General features: G+C 72.4%; 18 protein-coding genes. 9 read left to right on the plus strand and 9 right to left on the minus strand.

Annotation, left to right across the window (positions count from 1 at the left end; all coding sequences use genetic code 11):
* Positions 1-36: 36 nt before the first annotated feature.
* Positions 37-513: a MarR family winged helix-turn-helix transcriptional regulator gene (locus AB5J73_RS28760; RefSeq protein ID WP_370961786.1), complete on the minus strand. Its 477-nt coding sequence runs from the start codon at positions 511-513 to the stop codon at positions 37-39.
* Between AB5J73_RS28760 and AB5J73_RS28765 the strand changes: the two genes are divergently transcribed.
* Positions 512-973, plus strand: a complete 462-nt coding sequence (locus tag AB5J73_RS28765; RefSeq protein ID WP_370961787.1) for a pyridoxamine 5'-phosphate oxidase family protein — start codon at positions 512-514, stop codon at positions 971-973. The genes AB5J73_RS28760 and AB5J73_RS28765 overlap by 2 nt on opposite strands.
* Here AB5J73_RS28765 and AB5J73_RS28770 read toward each other — a convergent pair.
* A complete protein-coding gene (locus AB5J73_RS28770; RefSeq protein ID WP_370961788.1) occupies positions 970-2,124 on the minus strand; it encodes an ROK family protein in 1,155 nt (384 codons plus the stop codon). The genes AB5J73_RS28765 and AB5J73_RS28770 overlap by 4 nt on opposite strands.
* 139 nt (positions 2,125-2,263) lie before the next feature.
* Here AB5J73_RS28770 and AB5J73_RS28775 point away from each other — a divergent pair, with 139 nt between their 5' ends.
* Positions 2,264-3,004, plus strand: a complete 741-nt coding sequence (locus AB5J73_RS28775) for a DUF427 domain-containing protein (RefSeq protein ID WP_370961789.1) — start codon at positions 2,264-2,266, stop codon at positions 3,002-3,004.
* A 29-nt stretch (positions 3,005-3,033) separates the two neighbouring features.
* Here AB5J73_RS28775 and AB5J73_RS28780 read toward each other — a convergent pair whose 3' ends face one another.
* Positions 3,034-3,723, minus strand: a complete 690-nt coding sequence (locus AB5J73_RS28780) for a hypothetical protein (RefSeq protein ID WP_370961790.1) — start codon at positions 3,721-3,723, stop codon at positions 3,034-3,036.
* Between the two features lie 58 nt (positions 3,724-3,781).
* On the opposite strand from AB5J73_RS28780, the gene sigC reads away from it, so the two are divergent.
* The 4 genes from sigC to AB5J73_RS28800 all read left to right on the plus strand — a co-directional run bounded on the left by sigC (position 3,782) and on the right by AB5J73_RS28800 (position 8,571).
* Complete coding sequence (gene sigC / locus AB5J73_RS28785; RefSeq protein ID WP_125312161.1) at positions 3,782-4,327, plus strand: RNA polymerase sigma factor SigC; 546 nt, start codon at positions 3,782-3,784, stop codon at positions 4,325-4,327.
* A 164-nt stretch (positions 4,328-4,491) separates the two neighbouring features.
* Positions 4,492-6,738, plus strand: coding sequence for a molybdopterin cofactor-binding domain-containing protein (locus AB5J73_RS28790; RefSeq protein WP_370961791.1), 2,247 nt, complete (start codon positions 4,492-4,494; stop codon positions 6,736-6,738).
* Positions 6,739-6,752: 14 nt separating this feature from the next.
* Positions 6,753-7,211 carry a (2Fe-2S)-binding protein gene (locus tag AB5J73_RS28795; protein ID WP_370961792.1) on the plus strand — a complete coding sequence of 153 codons (459 nt, stop codon included), beginning with the start codon at positions 6,753-6,755 and terminating at the stop codon, positions 7,209-7,211.
* A 136-nt stretch (positions 7,212-7,347) separates the two neighbouring features.
* A complete protein-coding gene (locus AB5J73_RS28800) occupies positions 7,348-8,571 on the plus strand; it encodes a PucR family transcriptional regulator (protein WP_370961793.1) in 1,224 nt (407 codons plus the stop codon).
* Here AB5J73_RS28800 and AB5J73_RS28805 read toward each other — a convergent pair.
* From AB5J73_RS28805 to mgrA, 4 genes are all read right to left on the minus strand, one after another.
* Complete coding sequence (locus AB5J73_RS28805) at positions 8,568-8,843, minus strand: cyclic-phosphate processing receiver domain-containing protein (RefSeq protein WP_370961794.1); 276 nt, start codon at positions 8,841-8,843, stop codon at positions 8,568-8,570. The genes AB5J73_RS28800 and AB5J73_RS28805 overlap by 4 nt on opposite strands.
* Positions 8,840-9,709 (minus strand): TIGR03564 family F420-dependent LLM class oxidoreductase, encoded by an 870-nt coding sequence (locus tag AB5J73_RS28810; protein WP_370961795.1) that lies wholly within the window; start codon positions 9,707-9,709, stop codon positions 8,840-8,842. Before AB5J73_RS28810 ends, AB5J73_RS28805 begins: the two co-directional genes overlap by 4 nt.
* A 16-nt stretch (positions 9,710-9,725) precedes the next feature.
* Complete coding sequence (locus AB5J73_RS28815) at positions 9,726-10,385, minus strand: TetR/AcrR family transcriptional regulator (protein WP_370961796.1); 660 nt, start codon at positions 10,383-10,385, stop codon at positions 9,726-9,728.
* An 88-nt stretch (positions 10,386-10,473) separates the two neighbouring features.
* On the minus strand, positions 10,474-11,502 hold the full coding sequence (mgrA, locus tag AB5J73_RS28820) for an L-glyceraldehyde 3-phosphate reductase (protein WP_370961797.1): 1,029 nt from the start codon (positions 11,500-11,502) through the stop codon (positions 10,474-10,476).
* Between the two features lie 63 nt (positions 11,503-11,565).
* On the opposite strand from mgrA, the gene AB5J73_RS28825 reads away from it, so the two are divergent.
* Both AB5J73_RS28825 and AB5J73_RS28830 read left to right on the plus strand, forming a co-directional pair.
* On the plus strand, positions 11,566-12,447 hold the full coding sequence (locus AB5J73_RS28825; RefSeq protein ID WP_370961798.1) for an AAA family ATPase: 882 nt from the start codon (positions 11,566-11,568) through the stop codon (positions 12,445-12,447).
* Positions 12,444-13,811 (plus strand): VWA domain-containing protein, encoded by a 1,368-nt coding sequence (locus AB5J73_RS28830; RefSeq protein WP_370961799.1) that lies wholly within the window; start codon positions 12,444-12,446, stop codon positions 13,809-13,811. The genes AB5J73_RS28825 and AB5J73_RS28830 overlap by 4 nt, the downstream gene beginning before the upstream one ends.
* Here AB5J73_RS28830 and add read toward each other — a convergent pair.
* Entirely contained in the window at positions 13,789-14,763 is a 975-nt protein-coding gene (gene add / locus AB5J73_RS28835; protein WP_370961800.1) for an adenosine deaminase, read from the minus strand. The genes AB5J73_RS28830 and add overlap by 23 nt on opposite strands.
* Positions 14,764-14,891: 128 nt before the next feature.
* On the opposite strand from add, the gene AB5J73_RS28840 reads away from it, so the two are divergent.
* Entirely contained in the window at positions 14,892-15,122 is a 231-nt protein-coding gene (locus AB5J73_RS28840) for an antitoxin (RefSeq protein ID WP_370961801.1), read from the plus strand.
* Between the two features lies 1 nt (position 15,123).
* Here the strand turns inward: AB5J73_RS28840 and recQ are convergent, their stop codons facing one another.
* Positions 15,124-16,959 carry a DNA helicase RecQ gene (gene recQ, locus AB5J73_RS28845; protein WP_370961802.1) on the minus strand — a complete coding sequence of 612 codons (1,836 nt, stop codon included), beginning with the start codon at positions 16,957-16,959 and terminating at the stop codon, positions 15,124-15,126.
* Positions 16,960-17,007: the final 48 nt, after the last annotated feature.

A 17,007-nucleotide genomic window follows, 5' to 3' on the forward strand; every position in this document is an offset into this window, starting at 1 on the left:
CGTCGCGCGTCCGAGGTTCGTTGACAGCTGGGGCAGTCAGCGGGGCGGCCGGACACGGCGGCCGCGGATCGCGGCGTCGCCGCCGAAGCGGCCGATCACCGAAGCCAGCAGGTCCCGGGCGTCCTCGACGCGGCCGGCGCCGTACTCCGCGACCAGTTCCTCCTGGAGTTCCTGCCGCAGCACGCGGGTCGCCTCGACGGCGGCCAGCGCGTGCCCGGTCAGGTGCAGCAGTTTCGTGCGGGCGTCATCCGGTGACGGTTCGCGCCGCAGCAGACCCCGGCGTTCGAGGTCGGCGACGGCCTTCGACGCCGCCTGCTGCGTCACGCCCATCCGCTCGGCCAGCACGGTGATCGACAGCGGGGCGGCCAGGACGTGCTGGATCACGACGCCGTCGTTGAACCGCAGTTCTTCGAAGCCCTGCCCGGCGAGGCGCCGCTGGACCTCGTCGGTCATGGCCCAGCCCGCGAAGAGCGCGGTCAGGGACAGGTCGAGGGTGCTAGGATGCACAACCATGGTTGTGGAATCTAGCAGAGTGCCGGCCGGGCTGGCCGAAGCGTTCGTGCGCGTGGCGCACCGGATCGTCTGGTGCACGCTGGTGACGGTCGACCGGCGGGGCCGGCCGCGGTCCCGGGTCGTCCACCCGATCTGGGAGCGCACGCCGGATGGCTTGCGCGGGCGGCTGTTCACCCGCCCGACGCCGTTGAAGCTCGCGCACCTGGCGGCGTCGCCGTACGTGTCGTGCTCGTACTGGGACCCGCGGCACGAAGTCGCGGTCGCGGAGTGCCGGGCGGAGTTCGCCGACGACGAGGAGAGCCGGAAGGACCTGTGGGACCTCTTCGCGTCGACCCCGGAGCCGCTCGGCTACGACCCGAAGATCCTGGGCGGGGAAGACCACCGCGACCCGAAGATCACGGTGCTGCGCCTGACACCCTGGCGGATCTCGGCCGCCGGCGAAGCCTGGCGCGCGGCCTAAGCGCCGACGCGGTGGTCGAAGACCAGGCCTTCCGCCGCCCGCAGCCCCACGCTGATCGCGCCGGTCAGCACCGCGTCCTCGCCCAGTTCGCCCTGGACCACCTTCGGCACCAGCGGCGTGAACGCGCGCAGGGCGCGGTCGATCGGCTCCAGCAGCAGGTCGGCCGCCGTGCCCATGCCGCCGCCCAGGACGATCAGCTCCGGGTCGATCACCGCCGCCACCGACGCCACCGTGTACGCGAGGCGGTCGGCTTCCGTTTCCACCGCGCGCCGGGCGAGTTCGTCGCCTTCGCGGGCCAGGCGGAAGACCTCGCGGGCCGATTTCGCCGTGCCGAGGCCGAGTTCGCGGGCGCCGCGGACCACCGACTGCGCCGCCGTCGCCTCTTCGAGGTGGCCGCGGGCGGGCGGGCTCGTGGGCTCTTCCGCCGCGCGCGTGCGCCCGTAGGGCAGGTAGCCGATCTCGCCCGCCGCGCCGGTCGCGCCCCGGAACACCCGGCCGTCGACCATCATGCCCATGCCGACGCCGGTGCCGATCGTGATGCAGCCGAACACCGACGCGCCGCGCGCCGCGCCGCTTTCCCACTCGCCGACCGCGGTCAGGTTCGCGTCGTTCTCGACCATCAGGTCCGGGCCCAGCGCGGCCTCGAGGTCGTCGATCAGCCCCGCCCGGCCCCAGCCCGGCAGGTTCGGCGCGTGCCGGAAGCAGCGCTTTTCCGGATCGGCGACGCCGGGGGAGCCGACCACGCGGACAACGATGTCGGCCGCCGTCAGGCCCGCTTCGGCGACGGCGTCGGCGGCGATCTTCCCGACCGCGGTCACGAGCGCCGCCCCGGACCGCGCCGTGTTGCGCTCGTCGCGGCGCGCCACCAGCACGCGCCCGAGGTCCGACACCGCGACCCGGATGTGCTCGCGGCCGATGTCGACGCCCAGCACGTACCCCGCCGTGGGATCGGCCTCGTACAGCACCGCCGACCGGCCGGTGCCGGTGGACGTCTGCCCCGTCGGGCGCGCCAGCCCCGCGGCCTCCAGCGCCAGCAGCGCCTGGCTGACCGTCGGCTTGGACAGCCCGGTGTCCTTCGCGACCTGCGGCCGGGTCGCCGGCCCGCTGCGGCGCAGCAGGTCCAGCACCGCCCGCTGGTTGATCTTGCGCATCCCGGCGGGGGTCCCGACCGTTGGAGCTCCTACGCCGGTCACCCGTGCCTGCCTCTCGTCTTCGTTCTCCCCGCCACGCTAGCCGCCCGGAACCCGGTTTTCCCGGAATACGTCCGATCCGGAACCCGTTGACCGGGGCATGAGCACTCCGGTACGCGGCCGGGTCCGCGTGGCACAAGGCGCGAAGCGGGTACGCGTGTTCCTCGGCGGGGAACTCGTCGCGGACACGGTGCACCCCCTTCTGGTGTGGGAAGTCCCGTACTACCCCACGTACTACTTCCCGCGCGCGGACGTCGTGAGCGGCGTTCTCACCCCCTCCGGCCGGACGACGCACTCGCCGAGCCGGGGAGAAGGTGTTCTGTCGACGATAAAGGTCGGCCGGGCCGAGGCGGTGGACGGCGCGCTGGAACACCCGGATTCGCCCATCGAGGAGCTCCGGGACCACGTCCGCTTCGACTTCGCCGCGTTCGACTGGTTCGAAGAGGACGAGCAGATCTTCACGCACCCGCGCGACCCCGGCGTGCGCGTCGACGTCCTGCCGAGCTCGCGCCACGTCCGGATCGAGGTGGACGGCGTCACGGTCGCCGACACGGTCCGGCCGCACCTGCTCTTCGAGACCGGCCTGCCGGTCCGCTACTACCTGCCCCGCGTCGACGTCCGGATGGACCTGCTCGAGAAGATCGACGTGGTGACGCACTGCCCGTACAAGGGCGCCGCCGAGCACTTCGACGTGGCCGGGCACGGCGACCTCGCGTGGAGCTACCCGACGCCGCTGCCGGAGAGCATCCGCGCCGCCGGCCTGGTGGCGTTCCTCGACGAGAAGGTGGACGTGTTCGTGGACGGGGTGCGGCAGGAGCGCCCGAAGACGAAGTTCGCCTGACCCGCGTATAACGCCCTATACCGCCCCGCTCAAGCCGCGTGGCGGCCGTGGGCCTGGCGCCGGAACCCGCGGGGGCGCGGCCAGCCCGCCACCGGGGCGTCCACAGTGGACCCGGTGGTCGTCCCGTCCCCGCCGGTCGCCGCCGGGATCGGGGCGCCGCGGTCGCGGTGCCCGCGGTGGACCGCGTAGAGCAGCGCCAGGCCCAGCACCACCAGCAGGTGGGTGGCCAGCCGGGACAGCGTCACCGTGCCCGCCGCCAGGTCGCCCGCCGACAGCACCAGCAGCACCCCGACGAAGCCGGTCAGCAGCGGCAGCTGGCCGGCCGCCGTCTTCGGGCGGAGGACCGCCGCCAGCAGGCCGATGCCCACCGCCAGGTTCCACGCGCCGCCCTCGTGGTCGAGGTGGATGCCGCCGTGCCCGCCCGCGGTGCCCAGCAGCTGGGCGAACGCCAGGCCGAGCTGGGCGATCGCGACCACGGCCAGCGCGATCCGCAGGCCCCAGCCTTCGCCGGACGGCGCCGGGGTGCGCTCGAGGATCGCCGCGGTGAGGTCCGGGACCGGGGGAGCCGGGCGCAGCAGCATCGCGCGCCGCAGCCGGTCCGCGCCGGCGAACCACTCCTGGCAGGCCGCGCAGGACGCCAGGTGCTCATCCGGCGAAACCGGTTCGCTCTCGCCGTCCAGCCGGGCCGACAGTGCCTCGCGGCAGTCCTCGCACCTCATGGTCCACTAGTCGGACGGCGGGGTCACAAAGTTCCTCGTTACTGCTACGTTCCGGATCATGACCCGCGGTGAGGACGACGAACGCGTCACGGCCCTCGCGCTGGCCGCCGGCCGGGGCGACCGGCGCGCTCTGGAGGAGTGGGTCCGCGCGACCCAGGCCGACGTCTGGCGCTTCCTCGCGCACCTCACCGACGCGGCCGCCGCCGACGACCTGACGCAGGAGACCTACCTCCGCGCCTTCGGCAGCCTCCGCCGCTTCGCCGGCCGCTCGTCGTCGCGGACCTGGCTGCTGGCCATCGCGCGCCGGGTGGTCGTCGACCAGATCCGGGCCGCCTCGGCCCGGCCGAAGATCGACTGGGACGCCCCGGTCGACCAGGGGCGCGCCGCCGCCGGGTTCGAGGACCTCGTCGAGCTCGGCGTGCTGCTCGACGGCCTCGACCCGGACCGGCGCGAGGTGCTCGTGCTGACCCAGGTGCTCGGGTTGTCCTACGCCGAGGCCGCCGACGTCTGCGGCGTGCCGGTCGGCACCGTCCGCTCCCGCGTCGCGCGCGCCCGCGACGACCTGCTCGAAGCCCGCCGGGAACGCGGCTCGGACGCCGGCTGAACCAACCGGTTACGCCGTCCGGCACTGTGGCGGCGCACACATTCGACGGCTCCGACTGTCACCTCGTCACAGGAATGGGCGAACACGACTACTCCGCGTTGACGGCCTGACAACGCCTGCTTAGCGTGGCGCGCACCCCGCCACCACGCTGCAAGGGATTCCCGATGGCCAGTCCCACCACCGAACCCGCCGAGCCCGCCGAAGCCGGAAAAGTCGGCCGCCGCCGCTTCCTGACCTACCTCGTCGCCGCGCCCACGCTCACCGTCGCCACGAAGCTCACCGCCGACGCGGTGGCCCCGGCGACCGCGGACGCCGTCGTCCCGACGCTGCCGCAGCCCGCGGAGATCCTCGACCTCGGCGACGTGCTGACGCTGTCGTGCGCGCCGACCGCGGGGATGCTCGTGCTCGAAATGACGTCCGACGGGCGGGCACGGCTGCAACTGCCCCGGGCCGAAGTCGGGCAGGGCATCACCACGGCGACCGCGATGCTCGTCGCCGAGGAGCTGGACCTGCCGCTCGACCGCGTCGACGTCGTGCTGTCCGACGCCCGCACCGAGCTGCTGTTCAACCAGCTCACCGGCGGCTCCAACACGATGCGCTCGCTCTACGACCCGGTCCGCGCCACCGCGGCGACCGCGCGCGCCCGGATGGTCGCCGCGGCCGGGGCGCAGTGGGGAACCGACGCGTCCCGGCTGTCCACTCGCGACGGTGCGGTGTGGGCGCCCGACGGCCGCAGCGCCGGCTACGGCGTCCTCGCCGGGCCGGCTTCGCGCACGGACCTGACCACCGGGGCCATCGCGCCGAAGGCCGAGTCGGCGCACACGCTCGTCGGGACGCCGACCTCGCGCAAGGACGCCCGCGCGATGGTCACCGGCAAGCAGGTCTACACGCTCGACCTCGACGTCCCCGGCGCGAACCCGGTGATGGTGCGGCGCCCGCCGTCGATCAACGGCACCGTCGGGAAGGTCAACAACGAGGCCGCGGTCCGGGCGATGCCGGGGATCATCGACATCGCCGTCGTGCCGACCGGGGTCGCGGTGATGGCCGAGACCTTCGGGCAGGCCCTCGACGGCAAGAACGCCCTCGACGTCACCTGGGGTCCGGGCACCGTGGACGGCGAGGACAACGAGAGCATCAAGAAGAAGCTGCGCGGCGCCGCGCTGCCGTTCGTGGTGCCGCCGCTGCTGACCCAGTACGTCGACGGCGAGTTCGACTTCGCCTTCGCCAGCCACGCGCCGATGGAGTCGAACTCCGCGGTCGCCGACGTCCGCGAGGACAGCGCGACCATCTGGGCCGGGCTGAAGTCGCCGATCGTGGCGAAGCAGACCATCGCCCAGGAACTGGGGCTGCCGGAGAACAAGGTCACCGTGCACGTCCAGCAGGGCGGCGGGTCGTTCGGGCGCCGGCTGTTCTTCGACGCCGCCCTCGAAGCCGCGCGCATCTCGAAGGCGATGAAGAAGCCCGTCCGGCTGATGTGGAGCCGGATCGACGACATGCGCCACGGCCGGGCGCGCGCGGCCAGCTTCCACCGGATCCGCGCCACCTTCGCGCTCGGGCAGGTGCTGACGTTCGAGCACCGCGTCGCCAGCGTCGAAACCGACTGGAGCCACGGCCTCGGCGAGATCCTCACGGCGTTCGCGGCGAAGCTGCCGGTCGGCGGCAACCTGAGTTTCGCGCAGACGGTGTTCCTGCTGACCATCAAGTCGCCGTACAACTTCGGCGTCACCACGCAGCTGCTCAACGAGGTGCCGCTGAAGTTCCACACCTCGGCGTGGCGGTCGGTCTACTCGGCGAACACCCGGGGCGCCGAAGAGATCATGGTCGACGAGATCGCGAAGAAGCTCGGCAAGGACCCGGTGGCCTTCCGCCGCGAGTTCATCAAGGAGGAGCGGCAGCGCGCGGTGCTGGACAAGGTCGCGGAGCTCGGCGAGTGGGGCAAGAAGATGCCCGCCGGGTTCGCGCAGGGCATCGCGGTGCACGGCGAGTACAAGTCCTACACCGCCTGCCTGGTCGAACTGGACGCCCGCGACCCGAAGCACCCCCGCGTCACGAAGGCGACGATCGCGGTCGACGTCGGCAAGCCGGTGAACCCGCGCGGGATCCAGGCGCAGATGCTCGGCGGCCTGACCGACGCGATCTCGACGACGCTCACCGCCGGCCTGCACATCGACAAGGGCCTGCCGCTGGAGGGCAGCTACTCGCAGTTCCACTACGCGCGGCAGAAGAACTCGCCGAAGGACGTCACCGTGCACGTCATGCCGGCCACCGGGGACGACATCGGCGGCGCCGGCGAGCTCGGCCTGCCCGCCCCGGTGGGCGCGATCGCCAACGCCTACGCCCGGGCGACCGGGATCAAGCCCCGCAGCTTCCCGATCACCTTCCCGGTCGACTTCGACCCGTTCCCGCGCTGAGGAGTGCCCCTGCCATGCCCAACTACACCTTCGTGGTGAACGGGAAGACCGTCACCGTCGACGCGCCCGCCGACCTGCCGATGCTGTGGGCGCTGCGCGACAAGCTCAAGGTCCGCGGGCCGAAGTACGGCTGCGGCATCAACGTCTGCAAGGCCTGCACCAGCCACCTCGACGGCGAGGCGTTCAACCCCTGCGTCACGCCGGTCTCCGACTGCGCGGGCAAGGAGGTCACCACGATCGAGGGCCTGGCCGACGGCGACGAGCTGCACCCGGTCCAGGAGGCCTGGCTGGAGCAGGACGTCGCGCAGTGCGGGTACTGCCAGCCGGGCCAGATCATGGCGGCCGTGGCGCTGCTGAAGAAGACGAAGACCCCGACCGACGCCGAGATCGACGCGATCGAGAACGTCTGCCGGTGCGGTACCTACTTCCGGATCCGGGAGGCGATCAAGAGCGCGGCCGCCAAAATGGCCTGACGCGGATGCGGAGGTTCTACAGAAGAACCTCCGCATCCGCGGTTCCTGTAGAAAGTTCACCCGGTCGTGGGCGGCGCTTTCGGGTTAGATGCGGTTCTCCGGCCTCGACGAGGAGGCCGGGGGACCGGAGGGCACCATGCATTATCAGGCGCTGCTGTCCGACGGGCTCGCCCCGCGGGTCGCCGTCCTCGCCGCCGACGTCGAGCGGAAGCTGCCCGAACTCATCGAGAGCACCGTGCGGCAGATCCGCGCCGAGATGCCCGTCTACGCCGACGCCCGGTTCGTCACGCACACCGAGCTGCGCGCGTCGGTGCGCGCCAACCTCGAGCACGTCATGCGCACGTTGCGCGGCTCGGAAGGCCCGGACCTCGCCCAGGCCCACGCGACCGCCCGGGCCCGGGCGCTCCAGGGTGCGCCGCTGCCGGAACTGCTGCGGGCGTACCGGATCGGGCTGACCGAGGTGTGGCACCGGTTCGTCGAGCTGACCGCCCGCGAGCAGGACCTGGCCGGGCTGGTCGCGGCGACGACGGCGATCTGGGCGCTCATCGACGACCTCGCCGAAGCCCTCACGACGTCCTACCGCGACACGACGGCCGAAGTCATGGTGGCGCACCAGAACCGGCGCTCGGCGCTGGTCGAGGCGCTGTTCGCGGGCGGCACCGCGACCGAGGGCACGCTGTGGGACATCGCCCGCGTGCTGGACCTGTCGCTGGACGGCACGTTCGTCGTCGTCGCGGCGGAAACCCCGCGCCTCGGCCAGGAACCGCTGCCGCAGGTCGAGGCCCGGCTCCGCGCGTTGCACCACGCGTCGGCCTGGCGGCTGACCCCGGACCTGCAGGTGGGCGTGGTGTCCCTGCGCGACCCGGCGGCGTCGAAGGCCATCGTGGACCTGGTCGGCGAGCACCCGGTGGGCCGGGTGGGCATCAGCCCGGTGTTCACCGGCCTCGGCAACACCGCCCGCGCGCTGCACCTGGCCCGGGTCGCGCTGTCCAGCATGACGCCGGGCACGCCGGGCCTGGTCCAGTTCACCGAGTCGCCGCTGGCCGGGCTGGTGGCCAGCGCCCCGGAAGCGTCCGTGCAGCTGGCCCACCACGTCCTCCAGCCGGTGCTGGACCTCCCGGGCGACGACCGCAACGTGCTGCTGCTGACGCTGCGCGCGTGGTTCGACTGCCAGGGCTCGACGAAGCTGACGTCGGAGCGGATGTTCTGCCACCCCAACACGATCCGGCACCGCCTGAAGCGGATCACGGAGGAACTGGGCCGGTCGCTGACGAACCCGGCGGACATCGCCGAGCTGGGCGCGGCCCTGCGGGCGCTGAACCTGTTCCCGGAGGCGACGCACCTGCCGGCACCGCGCTAGGCCACCCCCGGGCCGTAGCGCCGGGCCATCCCCGTCAGCCACTCGCGCCCGACCGGGTTGGCCGTGTGGACGTGCACCCGCGGCGGCCAGCGGTCGTGTTCGCACAGCCAGAGCACGACCGGGCGGGTCGTGTCGTCGCCGCCGAGGTCGTGGTCCAGGGAGATCTCGGCGAATTCGCCCGCGTCGAGGAGCGTGATCGCTTCGGCGCTCGACTTGGCCCACGTCCAGCCGGGCGGGGCCGGCCTCAGGTCGTCGACCCAGAGGCGGTTCACGCGGCCAGCAGTTCGCGCGTGCGGGCCTGCTCGGCCGGCGAGCCGAAGGGCATCACCAGCAGTTCGGTCGCGCCCGCGTCCTCGAGGGCTTTCACCTGGCGCCGCACGGTTTCCTCGTCGCCGGCGATCGCGGTGTCGGAGATCCGGTCGTGGCCGCCGCGGTCCAGGACGGCGCGGTAGGCGCGGACGTCCGCCGCCGCGCCGTACGCCTCTTCGACCCACTTCCGGGCTCCGTCCACATCGGACGTCACGCAGACCAGCTGGCCGGACACCACGCGGGAGGCGCTCCCGAGCGCCGGCACCACGAACTCGCCGGTCGCCCGCGGACCGGCCCACGTCGTGATCACGCCGTCGGCGAGTTCGCCGGCCAGGCGCGTCGACTTCGGGCTCACCGAGCCGATCAGGACCTGGGGCCGGGCGGCGCCCGGGGTGTTCAGTCCGCTCGCGGCCGTCAGCGTCTCGCCGTGGACGTCCGCCTTTTCGCCGCGCAGCAACGGGTTCAGCGCTTCCAGGTACTCGCGCAGGTGCCGCAGCGGGCGGTCGTAGGAGTACCCGAACTCGCCTTCGACGATGAACCGGTGGCTCAGCCCGATCCCGAGGTGGACGGGCGCCCCGGTCGCCGCCTGCGCGGTCAGCGCCTGCGCGGCCATGGTGATCGGGTGCCGCGGGTAGGTCGGCACGACGCACGTGCCCAGCCCGATGCCGGGTGCGGCCGCGCCGAGCGCGGGCAGTGCCGTGAGCGCGTCCCAGCCGCCGCGTTGCGCCAGCCACAGCGTGTCGTAGCCGAGCTTCGCCGCTTCGCGGGCTTGAGCGGTCAGGCCGTCGAAGCCGACGCCGAGCTCGTCGATCAGGATTCCGGTGCGCACGGGTCCTCCCAGGGTTTCAGTACGCGCGCTCGAGCTGCTTGCGGTCGAGCGCGACGGATTCGGTGAACAGCTCGAGGACCCGCGGCGCGACCGCGCGCAGCTGCCTCGTCGAAGGCGCGGCCGGTTCGAAGGCGTGCGCGACGGTGTCGGCGATCAGCGCCGGGGGGTGCGCGGCGAGCAGGAAACCGTGCAGCACGGCCTGGTAGGCGACGGCGAGCTCGCGCGCCGGCCGGTCCGTCCGCAGCAGGTCGTTCGCCGCCAGCAGCTCGAGGTAGTCGACGAACGCCTCGTCGTGGCGCGGGTCGAGCTTGGCGTGCAGCTTCGGCAGCAGCTTGCCGAGCGTGTCGGCGTCGTCGGCGTACCCGGCGCGCAGCAGCGGCCGGCCCAGCACGTTGGCGTACTGGATCTCGGTGAGCCGGGACAGCCGCGCGGCGAGCGGGTCGGCCTCGAGCGCCGCCACGAGGTCTTCCAGGCTCCGGACGGACTCGCGGAGCAGCACCGCGAGGAACAGCTCCTCGCGGTTCTTCCAGTGCAGGTAGACGGTCCCCTTGCCGACGACGGCGCGCTCGGCCACGTCTTCGACGGTCGTGCGCCGGTAGCCGGCGCGCAGGAGCAGCTCGGCGGCCGCGTCGAGGATCCGCTCGGCGCGTTCGGCGCGGTCTTCGGCAGGAGGCACGTCGCCATCGTATGACCAAATACGAAATCTGGTCAAACGTCGGGTCGGAAAACGGCGGGACGCGTGGTGCGTCCCGCCGTCGCCGGCCTCAGGCGTCCGAGGACCGCTTCCAGAGGTTGATGTCCGCGTCCGTCGCGTGGCCGTCGATCTCGGTCAGCTCCTCCGAAGAGAAGTCGAGGTTGCCGAGCGCGCCGACGTTGTCCTCGAGCTGCTTCACGCTGCTCGCGCCGATGAGCACCGACGTCACCCGGTGGTCGCGCAGCGCCCACGCCAAGGCCAGCTGCGCCAGTGACTGGCCGCGCCGTCCCGCGATGTCGTTGAGCGCGCGGACGCGGTTCAGGCGGTCCTCGTCGAGGGTGCCCGGGTCGAGCGACTTGCCCTGCGCGGCCCGCGAGTCCGCCGGGACGCCCTTGAGGTACTTGTCCGTCAGCAGGCCTTGCGCGAGCGGCGAGAACGCGATGCAGCCCGCGCCCGCCTCGTCCAGGGTGTCGAGGAGGCCGTCGTCCTCGATCCAGCGGTTCAGCATCGAGTACGACGGCTGGTGGATCAGCAGCGGCGTGCCGAGTTCCCGCAGCAGCCGCGCCGCTTCGGCGGTCCGCTCCGAGCTGTACGACGAAATCCCGACGTAAAGCGCCTTCCCGGCGCGGACGGCGCTGTCGAGCGCGCCGACCGTCTCCTCCAGCGGTGTCTCGGGGTCGAAGCGGTGGGAGTAGAAGATGTCGACGTAGTCCAGGCCGAGCCGCCCGAGCGACTGGTCCAGTGAGGACAGCAGGTACTTGCGGGAGCCCCACTCGCCGTACGGGCCGGGCCACATGTCGTAGCCGGCCTTGGTCGAGATCACCAGCTCGTCGCGGTAGGGCTTGAAGTCGGTGGCCAGCAGCCGCCCGAAGTTCTCCTCCGCGGAGCCGTAGGGCGGGCCGTAGTTGTTCGCCAGGTCGAAGTGGGTGATGCCGAGGTCGAAGGCGCGGCGGGTGATGTCGCGCTGGGTCTGCAGCGGCCGGTCGTGGCCGAAGTTGTGCCACAGCCCGAGCGAGATCGCCGGCAGCTTCAGCCCGGAACGCCCGCAGCGCCGGTAGGGGATCGAGTCGTATCGGCCGGATGCCGCAACGTAGGTCACGCGGCCGATGCTAGCCCGCCAGTCGGGTACGCTCCGGGTGAGCGACCGCTTAGGAGGCACGTGGTGGGCACCGGATTCTTCACTTCCGTCGACGACGTGTCGGCCAAGCTGGCCGAGGCGGGCTACCTGGCGTCGACGGCCGTGGCGACCACGGTGTTCCTCGCCGATCGGCTGGGCAAGCCGCTGCTGGTCGAGGGCCCGGCCGGCGCCGGCAAGACCGAGCTCGCCAAGGCGGTCGCCCAGGTCAGCGGCTCGCGGCTGGTGCGCCTGCAGTGCTACGAAGGCATCGACGAGGCCCGCGCGCTCTACGAGTGGAACCACGCGAAGCAGCTGCTGCGGATCACCGCCGGCCGCGACGAGAGCTGGGAGCAGGCCCGCACCGACATCTTCGGCGAGGAGTTCCTGCTCCGCCGCCCGCTGCTCACCGCGATCTCGTCCGACGAGCCGACCGTGCTGCTGATCGACGAGACCGACAAGGCCGACATGGAGGTCGAGGGCCTGCTGCTGGAGGTGCTCGGCGACTTCCAGGTCACCGTCCCGGAGCTCGGCACGATCACCGCCACGCGCCCGCCGTTCGCCGTGCTGACCTCGAACGCCACGCGCGAGCTGTCCGAAGCGCTGCGCCGCCGCTGCCTGTTCCTGCACATCGACTTCCCCGAAGAAGAGCTCGAACGCGAGATCGTCCGGCTCAAGGTCCCGGGCATCGACGCCGCGCTCGCCGATTCCGTCGTCCGGGTGATCGCCGCCCTGCGCGCGATGGACCTGCGGAAGCTGCCGTCGGTCGCGGAGACCATCGACTGGGCGCGCACGCTGCTCGCGCTCGGCGCGTCGACGCTGGACGAGCGGGTCGTGCGGGAGAGCCTCGGCGTCGTGCTCAAGCACCAGGACGACATCGCCAAGGCCGGCGCCGGGCTGCAGCTCGAACAGGTCCTGGACGCGTCGTGACCGGCGGCGTGCCGGAGCGGCTCGCGTCGTTCGTCAAGGCACTCCGGGCCCAGGGCATCCCGGCCGGCCCCGCCGAGACGGTCGACGCCGCGGCCGCGCTGGAGGTGCTCGGCCTCGACGACCGCGAACTGGTCCGCGAGGGCTTGGCCGCCGCCCTGGTCCGCCGCGGCGGGCAGCGCGCGGTCTTCGACGCCGCCTTCGACCTGTACTTCCCGGCCGGGATCGGCGCGCCGGAGCGAGCCCGCGAAGACCAGCCGTCGACGCTGGAGGAGCTGCGGGAAGAGCTCGCGGCCGCGCTGGCCGAGGGCGACGAGCAGGCGCTCGCCCAGCTCGCCGGGCTCGCGGTGGACATGCTCGGCCAGTACGGCTCGTCCAGCGGCCCCGGTGGCGGCTTCTCGGCGCACCAGACCCTGGAGCGGCTGCAGCCGCAGACGCTGATCGCGCGGGTGCTGGCCGCGGTCCGCGGCGGGGGCGCGCGCGGCGAGTTCACCGACCGGCTCGACCGCGACGAGATCCGCCGCCGCGTCGAGGGGTTCCGCGGGCGGGTCCGCACCGAAGCGCGCCGCCGCGCGGCCGAGGTCCGCGGCCGCGAACGCGTCGCCAAGCACGCCATCGCGCCCGCCGCCGACCGCGTCGACTTCCTCATCGCCAGCCGGAACCAGCTCGCCGAGCTGCGCCGCACGATCCAGCCGCTGTCCCGCAAGCTGGCGACGCGCCTGGCCGCCCGCCGCAAGCGCACCACGCGCGGGCAGATCGACCTGCGCCGCACGCTGCGGCGGTCGCTGTCCACCGGCGGCGTCCCGCTGCGCCCGGCCTACCGCCACCGGCGGCCGGGCCGGCCGGAAATCGTGCTGCTGTGCGACCTGTCCGGTTCGGTGGCGGGGTTCGCGAACTTCACCATGCTGCTGGTGCAGGCGCTGCGCGACCAGTTCAGCAAGATCCGCGTGTTCGCCTTCGTCGACAGCGCCGACGAGGTCACCCACCTGGTCACCACCGGCACCGCCGACCCCGAGCACCTCGGCGCGCGCATGCTGTCCGAAGCGGCGCTGGTGCGCTGGGACGGCCACAGCGACTACGGTGGCTCCCTGCGCCAGTTCACCGAGAACTGGCTGGACGCCGTCGGCCCCCGCACGTCGGTGCTGATCCTCGGCGACGCCCGCACCAACGGCGGCGACCCCAACCTCGACGCGGTGCGCGAGATCAAGTCCCGCGCCCGCCACGTCTATTGGCTGAACCCCGAACGACGCTCGCTGTGGTCGACCGGCGACTCCGCGGCGCTGGAGTACGCCGACGTCGTCGAGATGCACGAGTGCCGCACGGTGCAGCAGCTTTCGGCGCTGGTCACCCGCCTGCTGCCGGTGTGAGCCACGCGTCGATCCCTTCGAGGAGCTTTCGCTTCGTCGCTTCGGGGGCGAAGGACGCCGTGACGCTCGCCCGCGCGAAGTCCGCCATCGTGGCGTCGTCGTAGCCGAAGGCGTCCCGGACCCGGCCGTACTCCGCGGCGAGCTCCGCGCCGGTCACCGAGGGGACGTCGGTGTTGAGCGTGACCGTCAGCCCGGCGTCGCGCAGGCGGGGGAGCGGGTGCTCGGGCAGCGAGGGCACCAGCCCCAGCGTCACGTTCGACGACGGGCACACCTCCAGCGCCAGGCCCCGCTCGCGCACCTCGGCGACGAGCGCCGGGTCGTCGAGGACGCGGATGCCGTGCCCGAGCCGTTCGGTCCGGCCGACTTCGAGCGCTTCGCGGATGCTGTCCGGCCCCGCGTCTTCGCCGGTGTGGTGCAGCAGGCGGATCCCGGCCGCCCTGGCCTTCTCGAAGAGCGTCGCGAACGGCCGCAGCGAGTGGTTTTCCTCGCCCGCCATGCCGATCGCGAACACTTCGTCGTACTTCAGCGCGAGGTCGAGGGTGCGTCCGGCACGCTCTACCGAGCGCCGCCGGGAGTGGTCGAGCACCAGCCGCCACTCGAGGCCCCGGCTCGCCGACAGTCCTTTGAGGACGGACTCCAGCGGCATTTCGGGGTCGCCGAGCCGTTCTCCGTGCGACGCCGCCGTGAACGTGACTTCGGCGTAGCGCGTGCCTTGCGCGACTTCGTCCTCGACGTACTCGCGCGCGATCCGCTCGAAGTCCGCCGGCCGCTGAAGACACGATCGGATGAGTGCGTTGTAGTCGGCGAACGCGCGAAAACCGTCGAACTCCGGCGGTTCGGCCGGGACGGCGACGCCGTTCGCCTCGCCGAGTTCGCGGAGCGTGCCCGGCCGGATCGTGCTCTCCAGGTGGACGTGCAGGTGGGCCTTCGGCAGGGCCGCCAGGTCGCGCATGAGCCAGACCCTAGAGGCCGCCGGGCACCGCTCGCGCGGCAATTTTGTTTGGCCCGCGTCACACGGGGAACCTCCGGGTGGTTCGTCCGCGTTGTCAGGATGACCGCACACCGACGAGGGAGACGACGATGGCTTTCCTGCGCAAGCTCACCGTGCTGGCCGGCGCGGCCGGCGCCGCCCGCGCGTACGCCAAGAAAAACCCCGAAAAGGTGAACGGGGCCGTCGGCAAGGCGGCCAAGTTCGTCGACGACAAGACCAAGGGCAAGTACCACCAGCAGATCGCCGGCGCGGTCCGCAAGGTCAACTCCGTGACCGGGGAACCGGGACAGCCCGGGCAGCCGGGGCCGGCCGCCCGCTAGGTCACTCGGCGGTCAGGACTTCGAGGACCCCCTCGCCGTACTTGGCGAGCTTGTTCTCGCCGACCCCGCTGACCGTGCCCAGATCCGCCAGTGAAGACGGCTTTCGCGTGGCGATCTGGCGCAGGGTCGCGTCGTGGAAGATGACGTAAGCGGGTACGCCCTGTTCCTTCGCGACGCCGGCTCGCCAGGCGCGCAGGCGTTCGAACAGCGGAGCCGCCTCCGCGGGCATGTCCACCGCGGCGGCGGCTTTTCGCGTGCCCCGGACCTTCGCGGCCGCCGCGCGCTCGGGCTCGCGGCGCAGCATCACCTGGCGATCGCCGCCCAGCACCTCGGCGCTGGCCTCGGTGAGCACGAGCGAGCCGTAGTCGCCCTCGACCGCGAGCAGGCCCTGGGCGAGCAGCTGCCGCACGACCGCCCGCCAGTCCTGCTCGCGCAGCTCGGTGCCGATGCCGAACGTCTTGAGCGTGTCGTGCTGGAACTGCGTGACCTTCGGCGTGGACTTGCCGAGCAGGATGTCGATGACCTGCCCGGCGCCGAACTTCTGCCGCCGCTCGTTGCGCAGCCGCACGACCGTCGACAGCAGCTTCTGCGCCGCGATCGTCCCGTCCCACTTCTCCGGCGGGTTCAGGCACGTGTCGCAGTTGCCGCACGGCCCGGCCTGCTGCCCGAAGTAGTTGAGGACCTGCACCCGGCGGCATTCCACCGTTTCGCACAGCGCGAGCATCGCGTTCAGGTGCGCGCCCAGCCGTCGGCGGTGCGCGTCGTCACCCTCGGACGTGTCGATCATCTTGCGCTGCTGCACGACGTCCTGCAGCCCGTACGCCAGCCAGGCGGTCGAGGGCAGGCCGTCGCGGCCCGCGCGGCCGGTTTCCTGGTAGTAGCCCTCGACCGACTTCGGCAGGTCGAGGTGCGCGACGAACCGGACGTCCGGTTTGTCGATGCCCATGCCGAACGCGATCGTCGCCACCACGATCAGCCCGTCCTCGCGCAGGAACCGCGACTGGTGCTTCGCCCGCGTGCGCGCGTCGAGGCCCGCGTGGTACGGCACCGCCGGAATCCCGTTCTGCACCAGGAATTCCGCGGTCTTTTCGACCGAGTTCCGGGACAGGCAGTAGACGATCCCGGCGTCGCCCTGGTGTTCGGTGCGCAGCAGCTCGAGCAGCTGCCGCTGCGGCGAGTTCTTCCCGACGATCCGGTACTGGATGTTCGGCCGGTCGAAGCTCGCGACGAAGTGCCGGGCTTCGTCGAGCCCCAGCCGCGCGGAGATCTCCTGGTGCGTGGCCTCGGTCGCGGTCGCCGTCAGCGCGATCCGCGGTACGTCCGGCCAGCGCTCGTGCAGCGCGGACAGCTGGAGGTAGTCGGGCCGGAAGTCGTGGCCCCACTGGGCGACGCAGTGCGCTTCGTCGATCGCGAACAGCGAAATCTTGCCGCGGTCGAGCAGCCGCACGGTCGACTCGACCGAAAGCCGTTCCGGCGCCAGGTAGAGCAGGTCGAGCTCGCCGCTCACGAACGCCGACTCGACCTCCTGTCGGGCCGCGTAATCCTGGGTTGAGTTGAGGAACCCGGCGCGGACACCGGCGTTGCGCAGCGCGTCGACCTGGTCCTGCATCAGCGCGATCAGCGGGGAGATCACCACGCCGACGCCCGGGCGCACGAGCGCGGGAATCTGGTAGCACAAGGATTTCCCGCCGCCGGTGGGCATCAGCACGAGCGCGTCGCCGCCGGCGATCACGTGCTCGACGATCGCCGCCTGGTCGCCGCGGAAGCTGTCGTAGCCGAACACGCGCCGGAGGGTCTCCAGCGCGTCGGACGCGGGTGCGAGGTCGGTCTCTGCCACCCGGCCGACTATAGAGCGGGGGTCCGACAGTTCCGGCCCGCCCCGCCG

Source organism: Amycolatopsis sp. cg9, assembly GCF_041346945.1.
Classification (GTDB): domain Bacteria; phylum Actinomycetota; class Actinomycetes; order Mycobacteriales; family Pseudonocardiaceae; genus Amycolatopsis.

Bases quoted from the DNA above. Each gene is read 5' to 3' on its own strand.
- AB5J73_RS28775 (WP_370961789.1), top strand. From the start codon at position 2,264: ATGAGCACTCCGGTACGCGGCCGGGTCCGCGTGGCACAAGGCGCGAAG.
- sigC (WP_125312161.1), top strand. From the start codon at position 3,782: ATGACCCGCGGTGAGGACGACGAACGCGTCACGGCCCTCGCGCTGGCC.
- AB5J73_RS28770 (WP_370961788.1), bottom strand. From the start codon at position 2,124: ATGCGCAAGATCAACCAGCGGGCGGTGCTGGACCTGCTGCGCCGCAGC.
- AB5J73_RS28800 (WP_370961793.1), top strand. From the start codon at position 7,348: ATGCATTATCAGGCGCTGCTGTCCGACGGGCTCGCCCCGCGGGTCGCC.
- add (WP_370961800.1), bottom strand. From the start codon at position 14,763: ATGCGCGACCTGGCGGCCCTGCCGAAGGCCCACCTGCACGTCCACCTG.
- AB5J73_RS28765 (WP_370961787.1), top strand. From the start codon at position 512: ATGGTTGTGGAATCTAGCAGAGTGCCGGCCGGGCTGGCCGAAGCGTTC.
- AB5J73_RS28795 (WP_370961792.1), top strand. From the start codon at position 6,753: ATGCCCAACTACACCTTCGTGGTGAACGGGAAGACCGTCACCGTCGAC.
- AB5J73_RS28840 (WP_370961801.1), top strand. From the start codon at position 14,892: ATGGCTTTCCTGCGCAAGCTCACCGTGCTGGCCGGCGCGGCCGGCGCC.
- AB5J73_RS28790 (WP_370961791.1), top strand. From the start codon at position 4,492: ATGGCCAGTCCCACCACCGAACCCGCCGAGCCCGCCGAAGCCGGAAAA.
- AB5J73_RS28760 (WP_370961786.1), bottom strand. From the start codon at position 513: ATGGTTGTGCATCCTAGCACCCTCGACCTGTCCCTGACCGCGCTCTTC.
- AB5J73_RS28780 (WP_370961790.1), bottom strand. From the start codon at position 3,723: ATGAGGTGCGAGGACTGCCGCGAGGCACTGTCGGCCCGGCTGGACGGC.